Annotated in this window: 15 protein-coding genes; 7 read left to right on the top strand and 8 right to left on the bottom strand. The window is 64.8% G+C overall.

Translation table 11 applies throughout. From position 1 onward, the window contains the following. Positions 1 to 55 precede the first annotated feature (55 nt). The gene (locus OUZ49_RS12360) at positions 56 to 766 is read left to right on the top strand and encodes a glutathione S-transferase (protein WP_266150723.1); all 711 of its coding nucleotides are present in this window, start codon (positions 56 to 58) and stop codon (positions 764 to 766) included. A 6-nt stretch (positions 767 to 772) separates the two neighbouring features. Here the strand turns inward: OUZ49_RS12360 and OUZ49_RS12355 are convergent, their stop codons facing one another. Continuing rightward, complete coding sequence (locus tag OUZ49_RS12355; protein ID WP_266150722.1) at positions 773 to 1,204, bottom strand: EamA family transporter; 432 nt, start codon at positions 1,202 to 1,204, stop codon at positions 773 to 775. Positions 1,205 to 1,261: 57 nt separating this feature from the next. Beyond that, positions 1,262 to 1,771, bottom strand: a complete 510-nt coding sequence (locus OUZ49_RS12350) for a DUF2782 domain-containing protein (protein WP_266150721.1) — start codon at positions 1,769 to 1,771, stop codon at positions 1,262 to 1,264. Positions 1,772 to 2,027: 256 nt separating this feature from the next. On the opposite strand from OUZ49_RS12350, the gene polA reads away from it, so the two are divergent. Then, a complete protein-coding gene (polA, locus tag OUZ49_RS12345) occupies positions 2,028 to 4,799 on the top strand; it encodes a DNA polymerase I (RefSeq protein ID WP_266150720.1) in 2,772 nt (923 codons plus the stop codon). Between the two features lie 430 nt (positions 4,800 to 5,229). Continuing rightward, entirely contained in the window at positions 5,230 to 6,258 is a 1,029-nt protein-coding gene (locus tag OUZ49_RS12340; protein WP_266150809.1) for a LacI family DNA-binding transcriptional regulator, read from the top strand. 77 nt (positions 6,259 to 6,335) lie between these two features. Here the strand turns inward: OUZ49_RS12340 and OUZ49_RS12335 are convergent, their stop codons facing one another. From OUZ49_RS12335 to OUZ49_RS12310, 6 genes are all read right to left on the bottom strand, one after another. Beyond that, positions 6,336 to 8,033 (bottom strand): alpha-amylase family glycosyl hydrolase, encoded by a 1,698-nt coding sequence (locus tag OUZ49_RS12335; protein WP_266150719.1) that lies wholly within the window; start codon positions 8,031 to 8,033, stop codon positions 6,336 to 6,338. 4 nt (positions 8,034 to 8,037) lie between these two features. After that, on the bottom strand, positions 8,038 to 9,537 hold the full coding sequence (locus OUZ49_RS12330) for an MFS transporter (protein WP_266150718.1): 1,500 nt from the start codon (positions 9,535 to 9,537) through the stop codon (positions 8,038 to 8,040). After that, positions 9,534 to 11,777, bottom strand: a complete 2,244-nt coding sequence (locus OUZ49_RS12325) for an alpha-L-rhamnosidase-related protein (RefSeq protein WP_266150717.1) — start codon at positions 11,775 to 11,777, stop codon at positions 9,534 to 9,536. The genes OUZ49_RS12330 and OUZ49_RS12325 overlap by 4 nt, the downstream gene beginning before the upstream one ends. Next, positions 11,774 to 14,161 carry a glycoside hydrolase family 31 protein gene (locus OUZ49_RS12320; protein ID WP_266150716.1) on the bottom strand — a complete coding sequence of 796 codons (2,388 nt, stop codon included), beginning with the start codon at positions 14,159 to 14,161 and terminating at the stop codon, positions 11,774 to 11,776. The genes OUZ49_RS12325 and OUZ49_RS12320 overlap by 4 nt, the downstream gene beginning before the upstream one ends. Beyond that, positions 14,161 to 15,741 carry an alpha-amylase family glycosyl hydrolase gene (locus OUZ49_RS12315; protein WP_266150715.1) on the bottom strand — a complete coding sequence of 527 codons (1,581 nt, stop codon included), beginning with the start codon at positions 15,739 to 15,741 and terminating at the stop codon, positions 14,161 to 14,163. Before OUZ49_RS12315 ends, OUZ49_RS12320 begins: the two co-directional genes overlap by 1 nt. A gap of 181 nt (positions 15,742 to 15,922) precedes the next feature. Beyond that, complete coding sequence (locus tag OUZ49_RS12310) at positions 15,923 to 18,838, bottom strand: TonB-dependent receptor (protein ID WP_266150714.1); 2,916 nt, start codon at positions 18,836 to 18,838, stop codon at positions 15,923 to 15,925. Between the two features lie 502 nt (positions 18,839 to 19,340). Here OUZ49_RS12310 and OUZ49_RS12305 point away from each other — a divergent pair. The 4 genes from OUZ49_RS12305 (at position 19,341) to uvrD (ending at position 25,606) form a co-directional block, all read left to right on the top strand. Beyond that, the gene (locus OUZ49_RS12305; protein ID WP_266150713.1) at positions 19,341 to 20,957 is read left to right on the top strand and encodes an alpha-glucosidase family protein; all 1,617 of its coding nucleotides are present in this window, start codon (positions 19,341 to 19,343) and stop codon (positions 20,955 to 20,957) included. A 107-nt stretch (positions 20,958 to 21,064) separates the two neighbouring features. Further along, entirely contained in the window at positions 21,065 to 21,283 is a 219-nt protein-coding gene (locus OUZ49_RS12300; protein WP_266150712.1) for a hypothetical protein, read from the top strand. 88 nt (positions 21,284 to 21,371) lie between these two features. Next, entirely contained in the window at positions 21,372 to 23,357 is a 1,986-nt protein-coding gene (locus OUZ49_RS12295) for a serine hydrolase domain-containing protein (protein WP_266150711.1), read from the top strand. Between the two features lie 53 nt (positions 23,358 to 23,410). Then, positions 23,411 to 25,606: a DNA helicase II gene (uvrD, locus tag OUZ49_RS12290; RefSeq protein WP_266150710.1), complete on the top strand. Its 2,196-nt coding sequence runs from the start codon at positions 23,411 to 23,413 to the stop codon at positions 25,604 to 25,606. The last annotated feature ends 9 nt before the right edge of the window (positions 25,607 to 25,615 follow it).

Genomic DNA, 25,615 nt, shown 5'->3' with positions numbered 1-25,615 from the left:
CGGGCTTGAATGCGCCAGGATTAGCCTGCGGGCTCCGACACCATCGGGCCGGACGATGCGCTACGAACTGTTCTACTGGACGGGTATCCAGGGCCGTGGCGAGTTCGTGCGCCTGGCCCTGGAAGATGCGGGTGCGACCTATGTCGATGTCGCACGCGACCAGGGGGATGGCGTCATGACGAGGTTTCTCGCTGGCGAACAACCAGGCGCGCTGCCATTCGCTCCTCCCTTTCTGCAGGCGGGCAAGCTGGTGCTTGCGCAGACGCCGAACATCCTCGCTTTTCTTGCGCCGCGGCACGGCCTGGTGCCCTCATCGGTCGCCAGCAAGTGTTTTGCGCTGCAGCTGCAGCTCACCATCGCCGACCTGGTCGGGGAGGTGCACGACACACACCATCCGATTGCCGTGGATCAGTACTTCGAGGACCAGCGGATCGAGGCGCGCAAACGCGCCGCATCGTTTCGCACGCAGCGGCTGCCGAAGTTCATCGACTACTTCGAACAAGTGCTGGCGCGCGGCGACGGGCAGCATGCGGTTGGCCGCAACCACACGTATGTGGACATATCCCTGTTCCAGCTGATGGCGGGGCTGGACTATGCCTTTCCCCTCGCCATGCATCGACTTCGCCGGCACACCTCACGACTGCGCTTACTGAGCGAGCGTGTCGCCGCGAGGCCCCGGCTTGCCGCTTATCTCGCCTCGTCGCGGCGCGTCCCGTTCAACAAGGACGACATCTTCCGTCACTATCCGGAATTGGATGATGTCTAGGGATGCTCAGAACACGGCAATGACGATGGCGCCGGCAACGATCAGGCCACCGCCGATCACCAGTGACCAGCTCAATTGCTCGCCGAGCAAGAGCACGCCAAGCACGATGGCGATGGCCACGCTGAGCTTGTCGATGGGCGCCACCTTGCTTACCGGCCCCAATTGCAGTGCGCGGTAGTAGCAAAGCCATGACAAGCCGGTAGCGATGCCCGAGAGGACCAGGAAGACCCAGCTGCTGTTCGGCAACCCGGTGGGACGAGCCCATTCATTGCGTAAACTGAGGATGCCGGCCGTCACCAGCAGGATCACGATGGTGCGGATGAAGGTGGCGAGATTCGAATTGATCCCCGCCACGCCCAACTTGCCAAACAGCGCCGTCAACGCGGCGAAGAACGCCGAACCCAGGGCGAACAGCAGCCAGCTTTCGCGCAGGTTCACGGCCGGCCCACCGCGCGAAGCGTCATGGACCGGCGTCCATCGGTGCCAGCAGGCGGCTCATTGGCCGCCGTTGTCCTGGTCCTCGGCGGACTTGCCCTTGCCCCACTCCAGCACCTTGTACATCACCGGCTTTACCGGCTCGCCGCCGGCATTGGTCCAGGCGCCCTTCTGGTCGACCATATAGGTTTGCGAGATGCCGTTCTTCGGCGTCACCACCACCATGTAGAGCTGGCCGCTACGGCGGTACTCCTGGATGGTGTCGTCGCCTTGCTTGCGCACGGTCACCTGCGGCGGTGCCTGGCCCGTCGCGTCACGCGGCTCCTGCATGGCCGGCAGGGCGGGCTGGCCCGGGCGGGCGGCTGCACTGTTCGACGCGCCCTGTGCTTGCTGGGCAGGCTGAGCGGACTGTGCTGCGGATGCCGGTGCCGGTGCCGGCGGTGTCACGGCTTTCACGCCGGGATCATTCATGCCCGGCGGCGGCGGCGCGGGTGGGAAGCCTGCAGTCTGGGCGAACGCCTGGGATGTGACGGCGGCGCCGAGAACGATAAGCAACGCGACAGGTTTCATGATGACGGCCTCCTGATGAAATCAGAGCATAGCAGCGCGTGGCGATGCGGCTCGTGAACCGCGGTGGGTCATAGGGCGAGGGATCAGTAGCAGGGGCGCAAATCCCGGGTGCCGCGCGCGGCAGCGAATGCACGTGAAAGTTCGCGAACTTGCACCGAACCGCAACGGACGCCTCCGCTACCCTTTCCCCGCCCCGTGACCCACGCCGAAACCAGGCGCGGCAGGCTACCACCGCTCGCGTGCGACAATCCCCCGCATGGCCAAGCTCATACTCATCGACGGTTCGTCCTACCTCTACCGCGCCTTCCACGCGCTGCCCCCGCTGAGCAACTCGCAGGGCGAGCCCACTGGTGCGCTGTTCGGCGTGGTCAACATGCTGCGCGCGACGCTGAAGGCCAAGCCCGACCATGTCGCCTTCGTCAGCGACGCGCCGGGGCCGACTTTCCGCAACGCGCTCTACGACCAGTACAAGGCCAATCGCCCGCCGATGCCGGACGACCTGCGCGCCCAGGTCGATCCCATGCTCGCCATCGTAGCCGCGCTGGGCTTCCCGATCCTGCGGGTGAGCGGCGTGGAAGCGGATGACGTGATCGGCACGCTGACCGAGCAGGCGCATGCGCGAGGCATCGAGGTGGAAATCTCCACTGGCGACAAGGATCTCGCCCAGCTGGTGCGACCCGGCGTCAGCCTGGTCAACACCATGACCAACACGACCACCGACAGCGCGGGCGTGATGGAGAAATTCGGCGTGGAGCCGGCGCAGATCGTCGACTTCCTCGCACTCACCGGCGACACCGTCGACAACGTGCCGGGCGTGCCCAAGTGCGGTCCCAAGACGGCCGCGAAGTGGCTGGCCGAATACGGCACCCTGGACCAGCTCATCGCGAACGCCGACAAGGTCGGCGGCAAGATCGGCGAGAGCCTGCGCGCGGCGCTGCCGCAACTGCCGCTGTCGCGCGAACTGGTGACAATCAAGACCGATGTGCCGCTGGATGTGGCGGTGACGGATCTCGCCCTGCACGAACGCCACTTGGAGCAGCTGCGCGAGTTGTTCACGCGCTATGAATTCAAGGCCGCGTTGAAGGAGCTCGATAACGATGCCGCCGCCCCTGTTGTTGTAGGAGCGCACCCTGTGCGCGATCCAGGTTCCGCGGTCTCCACTGAAGAGCATCGCGCACAGGGTGCGCTCCTACAGCAGGCGCCTGCACCGGATCTGGCGATGGAAGGCCGGTACGAACTGGTGACCACGCAGGCTCAATTCGATGGCTGGTTGGCGAAGATCGCCAGCGCTCCGCTGATCGCGTTCGATACCGAGACCACCTCGATCGACGCCATGCAGGCCGATATCGTCGGCCTCAGCCTGTCGGTGGAACCGGGACATGCCTGCTACGTGCCGCTGACCCACGACTACCCGGGGGCACCGGCGCAGCTGCCGCGCGATCAGGTGCTGGCGGCCTTGAAGCCGTTCTTCGAGGACCCCAGCCGACCCAAGCTGGGCCAGCACGCGAAGTACGACATCAACATCCTGTCGCACTACGGCATCACCGTGCAGGGGCTCAAACACGACTCCATGCTGGAGTCCTATGTATGGAACGCCACCGCCACGCGGCATGACATGGATTCGCTGGCGCGCAAGTACCTGGGCTACGAAACCATCAAGTACGAGCAGGTCGCCGGCAAGGGCGCCAAGCAGATCTCGTTCTCCCAGGTCGACCTGGACACCGCTTGCCGCTACGCCGCGGAGGATGCCGACGTCACCCTGCGCCTGCATCACGCATTGTGGCCAAAGCTGGAAAGCATCCCTGCCCTGCGCGCGGTCTACCAGGATATCGAGATTCCGCTGGTACCCGTGCTCGCCGCGATGGAACAGCGCGGCGTGCTGATCGACGTGAACGAGCTGCGCATGCAAAGCCAGCAGCTGGGCAAGCGCATGCTGGAACTGCAGCAGGAAGCCTGGAAGAACGCCGGCCGCGAATTCAATCTCGATTCGCCCAAGCAGTTGCAGGCCATCCTGTTCGACGAACTCGGTCTGCCGGCCAAGCTGAAGACGCCCACCGGCCAGCCGTCGACGAACGAGGAAGCGCTGGACGCCATCGCCGATGACCACCCGCTGCCCCGCCTGATCCTCGACTACCGCGGCCTGGCCAAGCTGCGCTCGACCTATACCGACAAGCTCGCCGAGATGGTCAACCCGCGTACCGGTCGCGTGCATACCAGCTATCACCAGGGCGCAGTGGCGACGGGGCGCATCTCCTCGTCCGATCCCAACCTGCAGAATATCCCGGTGCGCACCGAGGAAGGCCGGCGCATCCGCCAGGCCTTCGTGGCGCCGACAGGCTGGGTGGTGCTGGCGGCGGACTATTCGCAGATCGAGTTGCGCATCATGGCCCACCTCTCCGGCGACGAAGGGCTGCTCAAGGCCTTCCACGAAGGCGGCGACGTGCATCGCGCCACCGCCGCCGAAGTGTTCGGGCTCAAGCCTGAGGAAGTCAGCGCCAACCAGCGCCGCGCCGCCAAGGCGATCAACTTCGGCCTGATGTACGGCATGAGCGCGTTCGGGTTGGCCCGGCAGCTCGGCGTGGATCGTGGCGAAGCCAGCGACTATATGGCGCGCTACTTCTCGCGCTATCCGGGCGTGCGCGCCTTCATGGACGCCACCCGCGAGCAGGCCCATCGCGACGGCTATGTGCAGACCCTGTTCGGTCGCCGGCTGTACCTGGAAAACCTCAGCTCGCGCAACCAGGCCTTGCGCGCCGGCGCCGAGCGCGCCGCCGTCAATGCGCCCATGCAGGGCACCGCCGCGGACATCATCAAGCGCGCCATGCTGGCCGTGCATGCCTGGCTGCAGCAGCGGGACGACGCGCACATGCTGATGCAGGTGCACGACGAACTGGTCTTCGAAGTGCGCCAGGACGCAGTCGAGGCGGTGCGCGCAGGCGTGATCGAACGCATGTCGGGGGCGGCGGAACTGTCCGTGCCCCTGCTGGTGGAAGCGGGCGTGGGAGCGAACTGGGACGAGGCGCACTGAGAGCCTGTTCCCAGCGGCCTCGTCCCAGCCTCGGCTGCGACGACGGTGGCGGTGGCGGTGGCGGTGGCGGTGGCGAAGTGTTTGATTTTCTTCAAATGAATCGTCGCTAACTAAAACTGACCTGGTGAGTGCAACTTTTGCCGCGTGGTGCGTTCTTAGTACTCGGATGCACGCAACGGCGTCCACCGGCTCAGACCACCTCCCTGGATGAGCCACCCGGTAAGCGAACCTCTCCCCTGGGTTTCGCTTCCACCCCGGCCCCGAGGATTCCCCCCTAATCCTCGGGGCTTTTTTTGCCTAGGACACGCGCCGGACCAAAGTCGCGGCGCGACGCGCGGGAACCACGTAAAGCAGCTAGGATGCCGCGAACAACTTGTCTGGCCACAGGGAGCTCGGCCGTCATTGCCTCAAGGGTTACGGCTGCGTGCAGATCAAGGGAAAAGTCACTTCGTTCGATATTGCCCACCTGACTGGCGTCTCGCAGTCGACGGTGTCGCGCGCGCTGCGCGGCAGCCCGCTAGTGAACGAGGAAACGCGCCGACGCATCCAGGCGGCGGTGGACGAACTCAACTACAAGGTCGACAAGAACGCCTCCAGCCTGCGCGCCAAACATACCGGCACGCTGGCCTTGCTGCTGTTCGAGGACCCGACCGCGGATGATTCGCATATCAACCCGTTCTTCCTCTCCATGCTGGGCTCGATCACGCGCGCCAGCGCGCAGCGCGGTTACGACCTGCTGATCTCGTTCCAGCAATTTTCGCGCGACTGGCATGCGGACTACGCGGATAGCAAGAAAGCCGACGGCATCATCCTGCTGGGCTACGGCGACTATCTCGCCACCCGCGACAAACTGCAGAAACTGGTGGACCAGGGCACCTGCTGCGTGCGCTGGGGTGCCGTGCTGCACGACCAGCCGGACGTATCGGTCGGTTGCGACAACGTCAGCGGTGGCCAGGCGGTGACCACTCATCTCATCGCACAAGGCTGTAGGCGCATCGCCTTTCTTGGCGACGCCTCAAGTCACTACCCGGAATTCTTCGACCGCTACCGCGGCCACGTGAAGGCGCTTGGCGATGCGGGGCTGGAAGCCGAGCCCCTGCTGCAGGTGAACGCCGAGAGCACCGAACGCTCGGGCTACGACGCGCTCGAGAAGCTGCTCAGTCACGGTGTCAGTTTCGATGCCGTATTCGCCGCCAGCGACCTGATCGCCATCGGCGCCATGCGTGCGCTCGCCGATCACGGGCTGAAGGTGCCGGACGATGTCGCGCTGGCCGGCTTCGACGACATCACCATGGCCAGCTTCGTCAATCCGCCGCTGACCACGGTGCTGCAGGACACCAAGCAGGCGGGCGAGATCCTGGTCGACAACCTACTGCGGCTGATCCGCGGCGAGCCGGCGGAGAGCGCCATGCTGCCGGCGCGGCTGATCGTGCGCCGGTCCAGCTTGCGCCAGGGTTGAACCTGTAGGAGTGCACCCAGTGCGCAAAAAGCCAACGGAGCGGTGACCCCGTGATCGCGCACTGGGTGCGCTCCTACCTAGCCCGCGCCGGGATGGCCGCGCTCATTCATCAGCCGGGTGAGCTCCGCGACGAAGTCGGGACGCGTCGCCGCGGCATCCAATAGATAGACCTGCACATCATGCGCGCCCACCGTGGCGTGCAGCGCACCGCCAGCGGCCACCTCGACGTTGGGACCGCCCAAGGCGGCCTTCCATGTGCCGGGCTGCAGATGGTCCGCAATCTCGAACGACGCGGGTGCATCGCCCTTGTTGAGCAGCACCAGCGCGATCTGGTGTTCATTGCCCTTCTGGTAAACGCGATAGAACGCCGCCTGGTCGCCCTTGAACTGCACCGGCAACATCAAGCCCTTCTGCAAGGCCGGGGTGCGCGCGCGTAGCTGGGCAATGCGCACCAGCTGCTGGTAGATGCGGCTCTTCGGCGCGGCATCAATGCGCGCCTGGCCGAAGTAGTTGCGATTGCCCTGGTGCTCGGCGCGCCCACGCATGAAGCCGACTTCCGAGCCGTAGTAGACCGCCGGAATGCCGCGGGCGGTGAACAGCCAGTTATGCGCGTCGATGAAACCGTCGTCGGTGGCGTTGAGGCGTGCCATGTCGTGGTTGTCGTAGAACGTCACCACTTCGTACGGGTTCGCGTACGGACCATTGCGCAGGTACAGGCGCTCGGCCACGCGTGCGTAGTCGCTATGCGGGTGCTCGAACGCTTCGGCGACGCGCTGGCGCAGCGGAAAGTCCAGCACGCTGATGCCGCCGTTACGCGGCCAGGTGTACTGGCCGATATTGTCCGGGTTGTAGTCGAACGCCTCGCCGAACATGAAGAAGCCGGGATGCCTGGCGCGGATGCGCGTGGCGAACTGCTTCCAAAACGCGGTCGACATGTGACTGATGGTGTCGATGCGGAACGCGTCCGCCCCCTGGTCTGCCCATTGCAGGTACGCACCGACGAAATAATCCAGCACCGCCGGATTTTCATCGTTGTTGTTGGACAGCTGCGCCAGGTCGTCGTACGCGTGATAGAACCGATGCAGGGGATTGCGCACCGGGTCGAGATCGGACGGCGCCAGGTTCTGGTGGTCGGCAACCAGCTTGCCGTCCTTGTCATAGATCTGGCCGAACATCGGCTGCGCCACCGGCATGCTGAACGATGGCGAGCCATGGTTCGCGACGATGTCGAGCACGGTCTTCAGCCCCTGCGCGCGCATCTTCTGCGTGAACTGGGCAAAGTCCAGGTCCTTGCTGGGCAGGTGTTCGTCGAGCTTGTAGAAATTGACACCCCAATAGCCGTGGTAGCCCGCCTTGCCACGGTCGGCCAGCGAAGCACCCCAGGTCACCGGATCGCCACCGGTAAACGCTTCATCCGGGTTGTCCACGATCGGCGTGATCCACACCGCGCCAAAGCCCATGCCGCGGATATAAGCGGCGTTGTCGAGTACACCTTTGAAGTCGCCGCCGAGATAACCGATGTTGTCGGTCTCGCCATTCGGCCCCTGCACGGGAATGTCGAAGGTGTGGTGTGCGCCACCCTGGTCACGATGATCGTTGGACGGATCGCCGTTGACGAAGCGGTCGGTCATCACGAAATAGATCGCGTTGGCGGCGAACGGCAGGTCGGTGCCGTAGAAGTCGTGCGGCGCATGGTCCACCGCAAGCACGGAACCAGCGAGCGCGGTGCCTGCGAGGCCAACAATCAGGGAGGCGAGAGGCAAACGGATACGCATGGCGTCAATGGCGTCCTGTGCTGGCAGAAGCGGCGGAGAGCTCGAGCGCGGGCTCGCTCACGCGCAACGTGAACAAGCCGGCCACCAGCAGGCTGGCGCCGCCCATGGCCAGTGCCCAGATCGGCTGGCCGTGGAAGAACACGCGCAGCAACAGACCCAGCACGCTGGCCGCAAGCAGCTGCGGAATCACGATGAAGAAATTGAAGATGCCCATGTACACGCCCATCTTCGCGGCCGGCAGGTTGTCCGACAGCAAGGCATACGGCAAGGACAGAATCGACGCCCAGGCAAAGCCCACGCCGACCATGGACAGCAGCAGCCAGTGCGGATCGCGAATCAGCAGGAACGAAAGCAGGCCCGCGCCGCCAAGCCACAGATTCACCAGGTGGCTCAAGCGCAGGCCCCAGCGGCGCACCATCCACGGAATCGCGATGGCGGCCACGGCGGCAAAGCCGTTATAGGCGGCGAACAACACGCCCACCCAGTTGGCGCCGTCGTTGTAGGCCGCCGAATGCGTATCGGTGCTGCCGAAGTGCACGGCCGTCACGGCGGCGGTGGTGTAGATCCACAGCGCGAACAACGCGAACCAGGAAAAGAACTGCACCCAGGCCAGGCGCCGCATCGGCGCCGGCATGCCATACAGGTCGCCCGTCACTTGCCGTAGCATGCCCTGGCTGCGCGTGGCCGAGAGCCAGGCAAGCAGGACGCCGAACGCAGTGAAGCCACCGGCGAGCAGGTAAAGCTCCTTCTCCAGCGCATAGAAACGAATCGCCGCCAGCAAGACCACGCCGATGCCCAGCAGCACCAGGCCGACGCGCCAGGCGCCCGACACATCGGTCGCCTGCGTTTCCACCACGTTGTCGGCGAACGATTCGAGCTGCTCGGACGGATATTCGCGCGTGGACAACACGGTCCACAGCACGGACACCAGCAACACGGCGGCGCCAAGGTAGAACGCGTACTTCACCGTATCCGGAATGCCGCCCGTCCCCGCCACGTTGCTGATGCCGATCCTGGCGAGCAGCCACGGCAGCAGCGACGCGACGACCGAACCTACGCCAATGAAGAAACTCTGCATGGCGTAGCCGAGCGGGCGCTGCCGTGGCGGCAATTGGTCACCAACGAAGGCGCGGAACGGTTCCATCGAGATATTGATCGATGCATCCATGATCCACAGCAGCCCGGCAGCCACCCACAGCGCCGGCGAGTTGGGCATGACCAGCAGGGCCAGCGTGGTGAGCACCGCCCCGATCAGGAAGTACGGCCGGCGCCGGCCCAGGCGGGTCCAGGTGCGGTCCGACAGATAGCCCACGATCGGCTGCACGATCAGGCCGGTAAGCGGCGCAGCGATCCACAGCGCGGGAATGTCGGCGACATCGGCGCCCAACGTCTGGAAGATGCGGCTGACATTCGCATTCTGCAGCGCAAAGCCGAACTGGATGCCAAGAAAACCGAAGCACATGTTCCAGATCTGCCAGAACGTCAATTCGGGCTTGCGCGTCATGGTGTCGGGTTTCCGTTGGCCACCGGCGCAATCAGCAGCCCTTCGATGGTGGCGTCGTTCACGGGACCTTCGGCCCCACCCTGCCCGCCGGTGTAATGCGCGTTGTTGCGCAGAAAACTCATATTGAACCCCTGCTCCAGGCTGAAGCGACACAGCGCGCCGGCAGTCGCCGCGAATATGGCCGAGGTGGAACGCTGCACGCCATCGCTATGCGGCATCGCCAGCGGGAAGCGCTGCGGCGCGGCACCATCGCAATGTATATCGAGCAGCTTCACCCCAGCCGTGATGCCGGTATTGATCGGGCCATGGTCGTTGCGATAGGCGAGCGACACACGGAACTTGCCGGTCGCCGTGGCCTGCCATTCCCGCGGCCACGCGCTGTCGACATGGATCTCCGGGCCCTTGCAGGTTTCCGCGCTCGGCAGCGACTCCAGCCCGTCCTTGCCGAGCGTCGCGACCTGAAGACACTGCATGGACGCAGGCGTGGGCAAGCTGGTCTTGCCATCCACCACGCCATGCCGCCGGCCATCGACATACAGCACGGACTTCTCGGCCACCGTGACTTGCCGGCCCTGGGGCGTTTCGACCACGACCGGAGCAGCAGGCGTGGCCGGCGCGAACAGCGGTGCATCCATGCGCAGTGGTGCCGCACCCGATGCCATCGCGGTCAGCTCCACCACCGTTTCGTCGCCGTCACGATGCTGCGATTTGGCCACCAGCAGATCGCCATGCAGGGTTTCCGGGCGCACCAGGGTGATGCGCTGGCCCGGCAGGTCGAGACTGATCTGCTTGTTCTCACCGAACAGCTGCGGCAGCCACGACACCGGCAGTTTCGGCGCGATGCTGCCATCGTCGCCAAGCCCGAACACGCCGCCGAGGACCATGTCGAGATAACCGGCCACCGACCACAACTGGCGCGGCGAATCCACCACGGGTCCGCTGAGGGCACCGTCCTCGACGTGCACCGACTGCGTGGCCAGCTCGAAGTTCTCCATATTGGATGCCGACAAGGCCGCGCCGCGCAGCAACGAGTCCATCTCATGGGCGATGCGCGGTGCATCGTTGACGCTGCGCGCAGCGCGCAACGCATAGGCACTAACGAACGGCCAGATGGCGCGGTTGTGATAGATCGGCTGGTCGGCGCGCTCCGGCCAAATCACCGGACTGCCGGAGGACCAGGCCGGATAGTTGGCCAGCGCCTGCCGCGCGCGCTTCGGGTCGGCCACGCCACTGGTAATGGCCAGCGACAGGCCGAGCAAGTCATACGCTTCGATCGGCATCGCTCCGGCGCCGACGTAACTCATGTACATGCCACGATCGGCACGCCAGAAATGCGCGTTGATCGCGCGCTTCAGCGCCTCGGCCTGGGCGCGATACGCCGGCGCCAGCGCATCGTGACGCTGTTCGGCCAGGCCAGCGGCCAGCTGCAAGGCCTGGTAATGCAGCACATTGGTGGATAGCGCATAGGACTCGGCAATGAAGCGCACGTCCTTCGCGGTCCAGTCGGGGTAGCTCTGCTCGCGCCAGTCGAGGAAGGAGGTTTCGCCGCGATAGAGGCCGAGCCGCTCGTCGAAGACATAAAGGCGGTCCTGGGCCAGCGTATCGGTCAGCGCCCGCCAGGTCTCATCCGCAAAGGCCGGGTCGTCCAGCAGATGCCGCGCGCCCAGGAACCACACCACGCGATCGGTACTGATCGGCCAGCTGCCGCCCGAGCCCGTGTCCTGCATCACATAAAGTCCCTGCGGCGCGGACGGTTCGCGCACCTCGGACAACTTGAAGCGCAGCGATTGGCGCGAACGCGCCGGATCGATGCGCCACAAGGCCAGATCCACGGCATAGGACAGGTCGCGCGTCCATACGTAACGCCATTTCTCGCCGGTCTCGAAGCAATTGCAGGCGATCGACTCACCGTGGTCGAAGGCGCCGTCGCGGATCGCCGCCACCGAATCCTGGCGCAAATCGTCCTGCGCCATCGCAAACAGCCCGTCGAACAACGGGCTGGCGGTGTGCACGGTGAGCTTCTGTGCAGGGATGCGGCGCTCGCCCTGTGGCGAGCGCAGCAGGTAGCTGCCATCGGATGCCGCGCTGATGTTCGCCGTCTTGCCCTGCCAGCTCACGCTGGCCCGGGTATCGCCGGGAGCGGCGGCATCGGCGTGGGCCAACCCGGTAAACAGCAAGGCGCCGCAGGCAAGCGCCAAGGCGCTGCGATGGCCCCACCGGGAAGTCTTACGCAGGCTCATGGCTGGTCGGCTGCTGAAGTAAGTTGCACATGGCGGTCCGCGCCCGCTGCGATCTTCACATAGGTCACGTCGCCGTAGCGATCCTTGCCCTGCGCCCAGCCTTCGCCGGGTGCCTCACGCAAGGCCTCCACGCCATCGAACCTGGGCAAGGCTTGCCCGTCATTCTTCACAGCACTTGCCACGCCGCCGTGAAATGCGAGCACGTAGTGGCGCAGTGCCGGCTGGTAGCTGCCGGACGGGGCGGCCGCGTGGAACGTCACCACGGCATCGTTGCGCTGGACCGACAACGGCTGCAGGAAATAACTGCCCTGCTCGTAGCCATACGTGTTGCCGTCATCGTCGTAGTAGTCGAAGCGCGTCTCCTGCCCGGCGGGAAACAGGTTGACGTCGAGCGAGGTCACCGGCTTTTCGTCGACATACTCCATCGGCACCTGTTGCGGGATGATCGCGCCTTCGCGGATGAACAGCGGTATATCGCTCCAAGCCTTGGCGTCGACCGGTAGCGTGACGGTCTTGCCTCCCTCGTAGCGCTTGCCGTCGGCGTAGCCGATCCAGCGCCCCGGGGGCAAGGCCAGCTGCTTGCTCGTCTGGCCCTGCTCGACCACGGGCGAGACCAGCAGGTAATCGCCAAACATCCAGGCATCGATGCGGTCGCGCTGCGCGGGATCGTTGGGATAGGCGAACTGCAGCGGTCGTACCAGGCCCACGCCGTGCAGGTGGTTCTGGTATTCGTAGGCGTAGATATAGGGAATCAGCGCGTAGCGCAGGCGGATCGCCTCCGTGGCCGCCTTCTCCGCCACCGGGCCATAGACCCAGGGCTGACGCTTCTGGCCAAAATCGCCGTGCACGCGAAACATCGGCGTGAACGCACCGAACTGGATCCAGCGAGCGTAATTTTCGTCCGTGGGACGAGGCGCCTTGAAGCCGCCGCCGTCCATGCCCCAATGCATCGCGCCGACGTCGAACGCCGCCAGCATGCGCTGGCGTTGCGCCGCCATGCTGGCGAAGCCGCTCTGGATATCGCCGGACCATACGCCATACGCGTAGCGTTGCGAACCGAGGTAGAAGTTGCGGTTCACCGACCACACGCGCTGGGCGCTGTGGGCACGCTGGCCGTCATATAGCGCGCGCTGCATATTGAGGAACTGGGTGTCGATGCCGCTATCGTCGGCCTCGTCGTTCCACCAGCCCACGATGCCGGTGTCGTAGGAGTGCTTGAGCGCATCGTTGAAGAACCAGGCGCGCGCCGCCGGGTTGTCGAAGTCGATATCGCGCACGGTCTTGTGCGAAAAGTAGTCCGGTGCCGGCTTGGACTGGGCCAGCCAGTAGCCGTGTGCGGTCGCCTCGCGACCTTCGATCGTGTCCACGTGCACGCGCGGCTTCATGATGCCGGTCATGTGCATGCCGCGACCATCCATGGCCCGCTTCAAGCTGCCATCGGGACCGCCGGGGAACTTGTCGGTGTTCCAGCGAAATTCGCCGTTATCCTCGCCCCAGGCCTTCCAATCGAAGTCGAAGGTGAAGTTGTCGATCGGAATGTGCTTGGCGCGATAGGTGTCCACCAGCGCCAGCGCCTCCTGCTGGTCGATGCCCCATTGGCTGTTGGTAAAGCCCATCGACCACTTCGGGAACATCGGTGCCGCGCCGCTCAGCTGGCGCAAGCCGGCAAACAGCTCGGCCGGCTGACCCGCGAGAAGATAAAGCGTGCGCACGGGCCGCTCCTGCGCATCCTGCGCCTGCGGCACTAGCGCATCCTTGCGCGTCGCATGCTCGGCACGAATGCCGATCGTGGTATCCGACAGATCGAAGCGTGCTGGCTCGGCGTCGGCAAGCACGCCGTAGCCAGCACTGCTCCATACCAGCGGCGCGCCAGTGTGGCCTTGATTGCCCGCCGTTGCGACCTGCTTGCCCTGGCGCAGCAAATCGCCGGTTGCGGCATCGAAGGCGTTCAGGCCGCCGATGCCGTATTGCGGCTCACCCTTGGCGTGGCGTAGCGACCAGCGCCCCTCGACGGCATGCGCAAGATCTGCCGTGAGCAACAGACGACCGTCGTGGTCCTCCATACGCAACTCGGCGCGGCGAGGATTCCAGCGCAGCGTCACCTGATCCGAGCGCAACACCTGCTCGTCGCCCTGCTGTTCCAGCGTCGCCGTCACCGTGGCGAAGCTGGCCTGCGCATCGATCACCGGCGTGGCCGGTGCCGCAGCGGCACCCGCGACGCGCAGCTGCACGATGCCCGGCGCCAGCAGACGCAACTCCAGATCGCCGTGCGGCAAGGCGAGGGAGAGACGATCCGTCGTCACCGCAGCCTGGCTTTCGGCGCCCAGCGCAGGCGTGCCGGTGATGGCGGCGAGCAGGCCCAAGGCGAGCAGGCGAGCGCGCATCAGTGCAGCACCACGCTGCTGTAGGCGGGGAGCTTCAAGCTATCGCCGGTGAGCGAAACATCGGACTTGCTCTTCAACAGCACGCTGGCGTCCTTGGGCAGCACTTGGCTGGCCGGCTTCCATGTGGCGGTCTGGCCGGAAAGATTATGCACGACCAGCACACGCTGGCTGCCGTCCTGGCGCCAATAGGCGAGTAGGTGCGAGTTGCCGGTGGCCTGCATCCGCAGGTCGCCATCACGCAGCGCGCCGACCTGGCTGCGCCAGCTGATCAGCATGCGATAGAAATTCAGCATCGAAGCAGGGTCGTCCTGCTCGGCCTGTACCGACACCGCTTCGCCTTGATTCACGCTCGACGGCTTCCACCGCGTTTCGCCAACTTCGGCCTCGCGCTGCCAGCGCATCGGCTCGCGCAGGTTCTCGTCCGGCTTGCGTCCCTCCATGCCCAGCTCTTCGCCGTAGTAGATATACGGCCGGCCCGGCAGGGTCAGCAGCATCGCCGCGGCCATGCGCATGCGCTGGCCATCGCCGTCGAGGCGACTCATCACGCGTTCCTGGTCGTGGTTGGAGAGGAAGGTGGAGTCGATATACGGAACATCCCCGGCGCCGCGATAGGCGGCGTAGGTGTCTTCCAGCAGCTTGTCGAGCTTGCCCACACGCTCGCTCTTGGCGCTGACGATCAACTGCTCGGCCAGCGGAAAGTCAAACACCGAACCCAGCGGCTTCAGATACGGTGCCAGCTCGTCGGGCGACTTGGCCATCACTTCGCCCACCAGGGTGGCGCGCGGATTCACCGTGGCGATGGCGTCATGGAATTCCGTCCACCAGGCGACATTCTTGGTGACGATGTCCGGATCGTGCTCGCGCGACTTGAAGTCGTCGTAGATGTGCTTGGCCGCATCCAGGCGGAAGCCGTCGACGCCCTTGGCCAGCCAGAACTGCCCGACCTTGACCATCTCCGCGCGCACGGCGGGATTGTCATAGTTGAGGTCCGGCATGCCGCCGCCGAAATCGCCCAGGTAATAGGTGTCGCCGAGTTTGTGCCAGATCCTGCCGCCCGGCGCGCTCTGCGCGTTGAGGTCCGGGTGTGCACCGGCCCAGGTGAACCAGTCGTGGTGCGGGTCGGCGGGATCGTGGGCGGCGAGGAACCAGGGATGCTGCTGGCTGGTGTGGTTGATCACCATGTCCATGGTCACCGCGATGCCGCGCTTGTGCGCCTCATCGAGCAGGTGCTGGAAGTCTTGCATGCTGCCGTACTGCGGATTGATGCCGTAGTAATCGGTGATGTCGTAGCCGTGATAACTGGGCGAAGGGTTGATCGGCATCAGCCAGATGCCGCTGATGCCCAGCGATTTCAGGTAATCGAGCTTGGCGGTGACGCCATTGAGGTCACCGATGCCATCGCCATTGGTGTCGTACCAGGCGCGCACGAAGATTTCGTAATAGACGCCGGAGGCAGGAGCCGTCGCAGCGGGCGCCGCTGGCGCATCGGTCGCATGGGTGACGAGGGTGGTGCTGACAGCCGAACCACAAGCCATCGCAAACAGGAAAGCCAGAGGGGTGAATAAGCGATACCGCGACATGCCTTGCTCCATTCGAGGGCCGCAGGCCATCGACGGATCGGTACGCGGACGCGGCCATCGCCGGGGCCGGTAACCGCCACGCCAGGCCTCGCGGTGTGCCGGTGCCTTGCATCCTTGCGGTAGCAAAGCCCCTAAGGCATCGCGCCGGCGCTCCTTGCGGAGGCGCCGGCGCGATCTAGGATTACAGCTTCAGGTTGAGGCCCAGGTAGCTGGTACGACCGAAGTACTGGATCGTGCCGGTCTGCTGGGGATTGCCGCCGAAGTAGGTGCGCGTCGGCTCGTTCGTCATGTTGAGCATCTGATAGACGACGCTCAGCTGCTGGGTGATGTTGTACGACGCCTGGAAGTCGTACACTGTCTCCGCCGCAAACGTCACCAGCTGGTTGCTCACTGCGATCTGCGAATCGGACAGGAACGACGAACGGTAGTTGCCGGACACGCGGGCCGAGAACGGACCGTAGTCGTAGAACACCGCCGCGCTGGCCACACGCTTCGACAGGCCCGGCAGGCCGACGTAGGTGGTCGGACCACCGAGGTTGGTCGGGTTGCTCACCGTGCTCGAGGTCAAGGCGAAGTTCGCCTGCACACCCAGGCCAGCCCAGATACCCGGCAGGAACTTGTTCTTCGAAGCGGCGAGCTCGAGACCACGAACGTTGCCGCCCTGGGCGTTGTACGCCGTCTGGAACTGGCCATTGAGGTACGGCTTGCCGGTGGTCGGATCGATCGGCACGGGGATACCGGCCGCGGCGAAGTCATAGTTGTCGTAAGTCACGCTCTGGATGAACGACTGGATGTGCTTGTAGAACACACCCGCGGTGACCGCACCCGACGAATCGTCAAAGTAGTGCTCATAGCCCAGGTCGTACTGGGTCGCGCGCAGCGGGTCCAGCAGCGGGCTGGTACCGCCCCACACGTTGTACTGGCCGTTGGACACCCACGAACCGGCACCCGCCAGCATCTTGTCGATCGGCGGACGCGACAGCACCTTGGCCACCGAGAAGCGCATCTGATCGTCGTCGGTCAGGTGATAGATCAGGTTCATCGACGGCAGCCAGTCGGTATAGGTCTTGCCGACGGTGAGCGGGGCATAGTCGGTGCTGATCACGCCGTAACCGTCAGCGATCGGCACGCCGGCGCCATTACCCACCTGCTGCAGGCCGGTGCTGTACTGCGACTGGTGCGAGACACGCACGCCGGCATTGCCGGTCAGCTCATGCCCGAACACCTGCGCATCGATATCGGCCATGAAGAACAGGTCGCGGGTCTTTTCGTCCACCGAGCCGCTCTGGATTTCCGACCAGCTGTTGTTCCAGTCCTTCACCGGCGTGGCCGTGATGCCATGCGACGCAAGGATGGCCGAACCATTCAGCTGCATAAAGCAGGGGAAGCCGGAGAAATTACCCTTCCAGCAGCGCAGCGATGCATCGCTGCTGGGGATGGTCAGCGGCGGCTGGCCAGCCACCGGCGAGGTGTTCCACTCCGAGCCGTAAACGTAGACTTCGCGATCGGCCTGGTAATCGTGGTTGTTGATGTAGACGCCCGCTTCCAGCCCCGACAGCCACGAGCTGTTCGGCAGGTCGTACTTCACGCTGGTGCGGAAGGCCTTCATCTTGTCGTGATAGATGTACGGATACACACCGTAGCGCGACAAGGCCAGGTCGTTGAGGTTGGTATAGATGCCCGGATTGGCGAACGACGCCGTACCGATCTGGCGACCAGCCAGCGCATAGGTCACCTGCTGCGACATCAGCTGCGGGTTGGCGGTGCCCAGGCCGCTGTACGGGTCAGCCGTGGTATCGACGTTGATCTCGTTGCTCGACGCGCGCGACATCGACGCATCGGCTTCGACATGCCAACGATCGTGATCCCACTTCGCGTTCAGGCCACCGGAGAACACATAGGTGGTCGCGGAGTAGTTGTCGGCCGTGGTCTCGTTGGAGAACTGGTCGCCACCAACGCCCGGCGGATTGCTGCTCACCGTGCCACCGATCATGGTACCCAGCGAGCTGAACACCGGGTTGGTGATGGTGGCGTTATTGCCGTAGAAGTTCTGCGAGCGGAAACCGTAACCGAACGAGCTGTTGTTGAACTTCGAGAAGAAGCTGTCTGCGGTCACTTGCAGTTCGTCGGTGGGCTTCCACACGATCGTCGTCAGGTAGCCCGTGCGACGCTCGGTGCCGCCGTTCTGCTGCAGCTGGATGCCCTGCGTCAGGTAGCCCTGCTGCGACGGCGTGACCTGGTAAAGCGTGCCATCGGAGGCCTCGCCCACGAACTGCTCGGCCACGTGCGGCTGGTACATCTGCGCGACGCCGATGCCGACGCCGAGCGTGTTGTCGAGGAACTTGCCCTGGTAGGCCACGCTCAGGCGATAGCCGAGCGCGTTGGCGCCGGCGACGTCATGCGCCTGGCCGTTGTAGCTGCCGCGTGCGTCGACGTTGAGCGTCTGGTCCTGCGGAGCGTTCAGCGGGTTCGCCGTCTGCAGCGCGATGGTGCCGCCCACGCCGCCAGTGACCAGCGAAGCCTGCGAGGACTTGTACACCGTGGCCATGTTGATCAGCTCGGACGGGTACTGGTCGAAGTTGATGTAGTTGCTGCCGCTGGTCGACGGCTGCTCGCGACCATCGAGCGTGGTCTGGATGAAGTTGCCCGACAGGCCGCGGATATTGATCTGCGAGGCCTGGCCGGCAATGCGCTCGGCCGAGACGCCCGGCAGGCGCGTCAACGCGTCGGCGATCGACTGGTCGGGAAGACCACCGATATCGGCCGAGGTGATGACGTTCTGGATGGTGTCGGCGTAGCGCTGGTAGTCGATCGACCGCTCCATGCCCTGGTTGAAACCGGTCACCGTGATGGTGGACAGGCTCTTGGCCAGCTGCTGATCTTCAGTCTGCTTGGACTGGTCAGCCGACTTGTTGTCCTTCTTGCTCTGGTCGGTCTGCTGCGCAGACGCGGGCGTGGTCTGGTCGTTGGCCGTGCCCGTATTGGCAGCGGAACCACCGGCCGTCGCACCCGTATCAACCGGCGCTGCTTGAATGCCGGCGGTAAAACAAAGGCCGGACGCCAGCGCCAGGGCCAGCACATTACGTTTCAGTATCACCGTCTTCCCCTCCCACGGGTTTGCACTTGCTTGTTATGTAGTTGCCGCAACAGTCCCCACAGACTGCTGCGGGCTACGCGCCAGTGCATGCCGATGCTCGGAGGGCCCAGTCGCGTGGCGGCCATGGTAGGGCTGCGCCAAAACGCGAACAGGTCTATGCATACGTATTCATTACCGCGTTTTTTTGTGCACCTTTGACAAAATGATAACGGTTCACGGCCCTCGCAGCACCCACTTCCGCGCGCGCCGCATGCCACCGCCAATCGCCTTGCGTGCCTTATCTGTGCGGCTTTTTCGCGCGCTCACGCGCCGTGATACGCGCAATTTTTTTCGCTGCACGAAGATCCTCCCGAGTCCTGCTGCGCCGCAATATCGTGCTTTTTTGAATACGTATGCAGTCAAATCATTGCGTCACCGCTCTGCGTTTAAGCTGCCCCCGCGCTTCGGGCTGGCCACGGGTCTTCGCGACGCGGGCATTGGGCGGAAACATCGGGAATGCGACATGAGTGATGCACCGTGGTGGCGAGGGGCCGTCACCTATCAGATCTATCCACGCAGCTTCATGGACACCAACGGCGATGGCGTTGGTGACCTGCCGGGCATCATCGACAAGCTCGATTACGTGGCTGGACTGGGCGTGGATGCAATCTGGATCGCGCCGTTCTTCCGCTCGCCGATGGCCGATTTCGGCTATGACATCGCCGACTACCGCGATGTCGACCCGCTGTTCGGCACGCTGGACGACTTCGATCGCCTGCTCGCCAAGGCACACCAGCTGGGCCTGAAGGTGATGATTGACCAGGTGCTCAGCCATACCTCGAACGAGCACGCCTGGTTCAAGGAAAGCCGTGAAAGCCGCGACAACCCGAAGGCCGACTGGTATGTCTGGGCCGACGCGAAGGACGACGGCACCCCGCCGAACAACTGGCTGTCGCTGTTTGGCGGCTGCGCCTGGCAGTGGGAACCGCGCCGCGGCCAGTACTACCTGCACAACTTCCTGACCTCGCAGCCGGACCTCAACTTCTACAACCCGGACGTGCGCCAATCGGTGCTCGATAACGTGCAGTTCTGGCTGGACAAGGGCGTGGATGGCTTGCGCCTCGACGCGATCAACTTCTGCTACCACGACCGTGAGCTGCGCGATAACCCGCCCAAGCCCGCCGACAAGCGCGTGGGCCGGGGCTTCAGCCCGGACAATCCGTACGCGTTCCAGTACCACTACTACAACAACACGCGACCGGAGAACCTCGCGTTCCTGGAAGACCTGCGTGCGTTGATGGATCGCTACCAGGACGTCGCGGCGATCGGCGAAATCTCCTCGGAGGATTCGCTGGCGACCACCGCCGAATACACCAGCGGCCGCCGCCTGCACATGGGTTACAGCTTCGAGCTGCTTACCAACGACTTCAACGCCGCCTACATCCGCAGCACGGTGCAGAACCTTGAAGCGCAGATGCTCGAGGGCTGGCCGTGCTGGGCCATCTCCAATCACGACGTGGAGCGCGTGCTCAGTCGCTGGGGCAATGGCGACGCGTCGGTGCGCCTGGCCAATATGCTGAGCGCGATGGTCTGCTCGCTGCGCGGCTCGGTATGCGTGTACCAGGGCGAAGAACTCGGCCTCACCGAAGCCAACGTGCCTTATGAAGACCTGCAGGATCCCTACGGCATCACGTTCTGGCCCACCTTCAAGGGCCGCGATGGCTGCCGCACGCCGATCCCCTGGAACGACGGCGTCAACGCCGGTTTCAGCGTGGGCGAACCGTGGCTGCCGGTGCCGGCCGAGCATCGCGCGCTGGCCGTGGCGCTGCAGGACGCCGAGCCGCACTCCGCGCTGAATGGTTTCCGCGCCTTCATGACGTGGCGCAAGTCGCAACCGGCCTTGCGTTGGGGTGATATCCGCTTCCTCGACACGCCCGAGCCGGTACTGGCGTTTACCCGTCGCCATGGCAACGACACCTTGCTCGCTGCCTTCAACCTGTCCCATGAAGCGGTCGAAACCTCGCTCGCGGGCATGGACGCGGCGATACCGATCAACGGCCACGGTCTTGCCCATGGTGACCTGAGCAACGGCCGGCTGAACTTGCCGGGCCACGGTGCCCTGTTCGCCCGCATCGGCTGAAACCGATCGACTTTCCCCAGCGACGGCGGCCTTCCATCGTGCCGCCGTCGACTTTTCCCTTGCCCCCGTCCCGCCTATGATCGGAGCCTCGTCCACAGGAGGCTTCCATGCGCGCATTGCTGATCGTTGTCGGCCTCATCCTGCTCGCCGCGGGTATCTGGGTCCTGCTCGGCCATGGCAGCTACCAGCAGACCGACACGCTGGTGCAGATCGGTTCGGCCAAGATCACCGCCACGCACGACAAGACGATGCCGCCATCGGTGGGCATCGCCGCCATCGTGGTGGGTGCGGTGCTGGCGCTCGGCGGATTCCTGCGCAAAGGCTGAATCGTACCTACCCGTCAGTCCGGCGTTGACATCGAACACGACGGCTCCCCCGTCATACTGGCCGGATCGCATTGATGGGAACCGGACGATGAGCAGGCCAGCACGCGCCGCGTGGGAACGCGCCCCTATTCGCCTTCGGCTGCTCGCGTTGCTGGCACTCTGCGTGATGTCGCTGCAAGTCGCCGCGCAGGCACAGATCCAGATCACGCCCATCAAGGAGCAAAAGCGCGCGACGGCCATGCCGCTGGGCGCGAACGAGTTGACCGCAGCCGACGCCGCGTCCTGGCTGGATCCGCTGGTGGCCGACGCGATGAAGCGCGCGCCCATCGCTGGCGCGGTGGTCGTGGTGGTCAAGGACGGCGACATCCTGTGGTCCAGGGGTTACGGCTATGTCGACGTGGCGGTGAAGCGACCGGTCGATCCTGCGACGACGCTGTTCCGCGCGGGGTCCCTCTCCAAGCTGTTCACCGCGACCGCGGTGATGCAACTGGTCGAGCAGGGCAAGCTCGACCTGGATGCCGACGTCAATCGCTATCTCGACTTCAGCATCCCGTCGCGCGACGGCAAGCCGGTGACGCTGCGCGAGTTGATGACGCATACCGCCGGGTTCGAGGACGTGGTGAAAGACCTGTATGTGCCTGACGCCTCGTCGCTGATCAGCAACGAGGCGTGGCTGAAGCGCTGGGTACCGGCACGCATTTTCCCGGCCGGTGAGGTGGCCGCGTATTCGAACTACGGCGCCGCGCTGGCCGGCTATATCGTGCAACGCGTATCCGGAGTGCCGTTCGAGACGTACATCGAGCAACACATCTTCCAGCCACTGGGCATGACGCACGCGACGTTCAGGCAACCGCTGCCGCCCTCGCTGCAGGCCGACATGGCCGGAAGCTACCTGTCGCCCAACGGGCCGCCTTTGCCGCCGGGATGGATGCCCGCGGTTCCGGCGGGAGCGTTGTCGATCAGCGGCAACGACATGGCGCGCTTCATGATCGCCCATCTGCAGGACGGCCGTGTCGGCGACGCCCAACTCCTGCGCGGCGAAACCGTCCAGCAGATGCACAGCTACGCGCGCCCCAGCGTGCCCGGACTGCGGGCGATCGGCCTTGGCTTTTATCACCTGGACCGCCATGGCCAGGACATCATCGGCCAGACCAGCAACACCCGCTACTTCCACAGCGCGTTGGCGCTGTTCAGGCAACCGCATGTCGGCTTGTTTGTCTCGGTCGATGGTGCCGACGATGGCGGCTTGCGGCGGCAACTGCTGAATCGCTTTGCCGATCGCTATTTCCCGCCGTTGCCGCAGATCAGGCAACCCACGCTGGCGACCGCACCCGCCCACGGTGCCGTGATCGTGGGCCGCTATCTGGGCAGCAAGATGTCCGTGAGCAACTTCCGCTCGCTGCGCAATCTGTTTACGCAGGTGGAAGTCGGCATGGCGGCTGACGGTACGTTGCGCACGCCGGGCTTCGATCAGCTCGTGGGCCCGGCGCACTGGCGCGAAGTGAAGCCGTATCTTTGGGTCGACGACGCCAGCGGCAGCCATCTCGGCGCCGAGGTAAAGGATGGCAGGGTCCGCTGGATCTCCATCGATGAGCTCGCACCAACCCAGGTCTTTCTTCCGGTGCCGGCCTGGCTGTCGCCCACGCGTATGCAGCCGCTGCTGGGTGGAGTGCTCGCTGTGTTCCTCCTGGCTGCGCTGTCGTGGCCGGTTGCAGTGTTGCTGCGCCGTGTTCTGAACAAACCGGTGGCGTGGTCGGACTGGGCCGGGCGCTGGTATCGCCTGAGCTGCGTCACCGCCATCCTGCAGCTGCTGTTTGCTGCGGGTTGGTGGCTCATGTTGCCGCGCCTGGAGACCGGCACCTCGCAGCTCGACACGCGCCTGCGCCTGCTGCAGCTGATCGGCCTGCTCGCCTGTCTCGGCACGATGGCCGTGGCGATGAATGCCTGGCATGCGTGGCGTGAGCCGGATGGCTGGGGGTGCAAGCTGGGTAGCCTGGCGTTGTTGGTGGCCTCCCTGGTTGCCGTGTGGTTTACCTTCTCGTGGCACCTGCTGAGCCTGCACCTCTACTACTGACGCTTCCCCACCCAAAAAGCCCGCCGCTTGACCACCCCGGTACAATGCTCCGGATGGATGTCTCGCACCTGATCGACAAGCTCAACGACGCGCAGCGCGAAGCGGTCTGCGCCCCGCCCGGCCATTACCTCGTGCTCGCCGGCGCCGGCTCCGGCAAGACCCGCGTGCTCACGCACCGGATTGGCTGGCTCACCCAGGTTGAGCAGGTGCCGCCGTGGGCGATTCTTGCCGTCACCTTCACCAACAAGGCCGCCGGCGAGATGCGCGCGCGCCTGGATCAACTGATCCCTGGCGGTACGCAAGGCCTCACCGTGGGCACCTTCCACGGCATCGCTCATCGCCTGCTGCGCCGTCACTGGCGCGAGGCAGGGCTGCCCGAGGGTTTCCAGATACTCGACGCGGACGACCAGCAGCGCATCGTCAAGCGGGTGATCACCGGACTGGGGCTGGACGAGTCGCGCTTCCCGCCGCGCCAGGCGACCTGGCAGATCAACAGCTGGAAGGACGAAGGCAAGCGACCGGACAATGTCGAGCATCGCGATCACCCGATGACACGTACCCTGGTGCAGATCTACCAGGCCTACGAGGATGCCTGCCGCCGCGCCGGCCTGGTCGATTTCGCCGAGCTGCTGCTGCGTGCACACGAACTGTGGCTGCGCAACCCGCAAGTACTCGAGCACTACCGCGAACGCTGGCGCTATCTGCTGATCGACGAATTCCAGGACACCAACTCGCTGCAGTACGCCTGGATCCGCGTACTTGCCGGCAACACCGGCCAGGTCTTCGTGGTCGGCGACGACGACCAGGCCATCTACGGCTGGCGCGGCGCCAAGGTGGAAAACGTGCAGCAATTCCTGCGCGATTTCCCCGGCTCGAAGACGATCAAGCTGGAACAGAACTACCGCTCCACCTCGACCATCCTGAAGGCCGCCAACAGCGTGATCGCGCGCAATGGCGGCCGCCTCGGCAAGCAGCTGTGGACCGATGGCGGCGAAGGCGAGCGCATCGCCCTGTATGCGGCGTACAACGAGCAGGACGAGGCGCGCTTCGTGGTCGAGCGCATCCGCGAGTACATTGCCGAACACGGCGATGCGCGCGATTGCGCCATCCTGTATCGCTCGAATGCGCAGTCGCGCAATTTCGAGGAACAGCTGATGCAGCGCGATATCCGCTTCCGCGTCTATGGCGGCCAGCGCTTCTTCGACCGCGCGGAAATCAAGGACGCACTGGCCTACCTGCGCCTGTCGTCCAATCGCCATGACGATGCCGCGTTCGAGCGCGCGGTGAACACCCCGCCGCGCGGCATCGGCGACCGCACGCTCGACGTGCTGCGTCGACGCGCCCGCGCCGAAAACAGTTCGATGTGGGAAGCCACGCTGGGCGAACTCGGCGGCGGCCAGGAACTGGCTGGCCGCGCCAAGAATGCGGTCAAGGCTTTCCTGGTACTGATCGACGACATGGCCCGCGCGTTTGCCGGCACCGGCGTCGGCGATGCACTGGCACTGGCCGAGCAGATCGATCACGCCATCACCCAGACCGGCCTGCGCGACTTCTACGAGAAGGACAGCCGCGGCAACGCCGAGTCACGCGTGGAGAACCTGGACGAACTGGTCAACGTGGCCAGTCGTTTCGAGCTCACCCAGGACGATATCGACGCCGGCCTGAGCGAACTGTCCGCCTTCCTCTCGCATGCCGCGCTGGAAGCCGGCGAGGGCCAGGGCGAAGCCTGGGATGACTGCGTGCAACTGATGACGCTGCATTCGGCCAAGGGCCTGGAGTTTCCGATCGTGTTCCTGGTCGGCATGGAGGAAGGCCTGTTCCCCAGCCAGCGCTCGGTGGAAGACGAGGGTCGCCTGGAGGAAGAACGCCGCCTCGCCTACGTGGGCATCACCCGCGCGCGCGAACGGTTGTTCATTACCCATGCCGAATCACGCCGCATGCACGGCACCGAGATGCTGGCGCGTCCTTCGCGCTTTCTCGCCGAGATTCCCCCGGAGCTGATCGACGAAGTGCGTCCGCGCGTGCAGGTGAGTCGCCCGCTGTACGGCGCACGACCCGGCGCGGCGTCCAGCTCGCTGCAGGAAAGCATGCCGCTGCAACTGGGCCAGCGCGTCAGCCATCCCAGCTTCGGCGAAGGCGTAGTGGTCAGCGCGGAAGGCAGCGGCGCGCATACGCGCATCCAGGTGAATTTCTCCAGCAGCGGCAGCAAGTGGCTGGTCTACGCGTATGCCAACCTGACGCCGGTGTAGCCACCTTGC

The organism is Dyella halodurans (assembly GCF_026283925.1).
GTDB lineage: Bacteria > Pseudomonadota > Gammaproteobacteria > Xanthomonadales > Rhodanobacteraceae > Dyella > Dyella halodurans.
This window is presented reverse-complemented; position numbering and strand designations above follow the sequence as displayed.

Coding starts and splice junctions, on each gene's coding strand:
- OUZ49_RS12350 (WP_266150721.1), bottom strand. CDS start 1,771: ATGAAACCTGTCGCGTTGCTTATCGTTCTCGGCGCCGCCGTCACATCC.
- OUZ49_RS12300 (WP_266150712.1), top strand. CDS start 21,065: ATGCGCGCATTGCTGATCGTTGTCGGCCTCATCCTGCTCGCCGCGGGT.
- polA (WP_266150720.1), top strand. CDS start 2,028: ATGGCCAAGCTCATACTCATCGACGGTTCGTCCTACCTCTACCGCGCC.
- OUZ49_RS12320 (WP_266150716.1), bottom strand. CDS start 14,161: ATGCGCGCTCGCCTGCTCGCCTTGGGCCTGCTCGCCGCCATCACCGGC.
- uvrD (WP_266150710.1), top strand. CDS start 23,411: ATGGATGTCTCGCACCTGATCGACAAGCTCAACGACGCGCAGCGCGAA.
- OUZ49_RS12305 (WP_266150713.1), top strand. CDS start 19,341: ATGAGTGATGCACCGTGGTGGCGAGGGGCCGTCACCTATCAGATCTAT.
- OUZ49_RS12315 (WP_266150715.1), bottom strand. CDS start 15,741: ATGTCGCGGTATCGCTTATTCACCCCTCTGGCTTTCCTGTTTGCGATG.
- OUZ49_RS12325 (WP_266150717.1), bottom strand. CDS start 11,777: ATGAGCCTGCGTAAGACTTCCCGGTGGGGCCATCGCAGCGCCTTGGCG.
- OUZ49_RS12330 (WP_266150718.1), bottom strand. CDS start 9,537: ATGACGCGCAAGCCCGAATTGACGTTCTGGCAGATCTGGAACATGTGC.
- OUZ49_RS12360 (WP_266150723.1), top strand. CDS start 56: ATGCGCTACGAACTGTTCTACTGGACGGGTATCCAGGGCCGTGGCGAG.
- OUZ49_RS12335 (WP_266150719.1), bottom strand. CDS start 8,033: ATGCGTATCCGTTTGCCTCTCGCCTCCCTGATTGTTGGCCTCGCAGGC.
- OUZ49_RS12295 (WP_266150711.1), top strand. CDS start 21,372: ATGAGCAGGCCAGCACGCGCCGCGTGGGAACGCGCCCCTATTCGCCTT.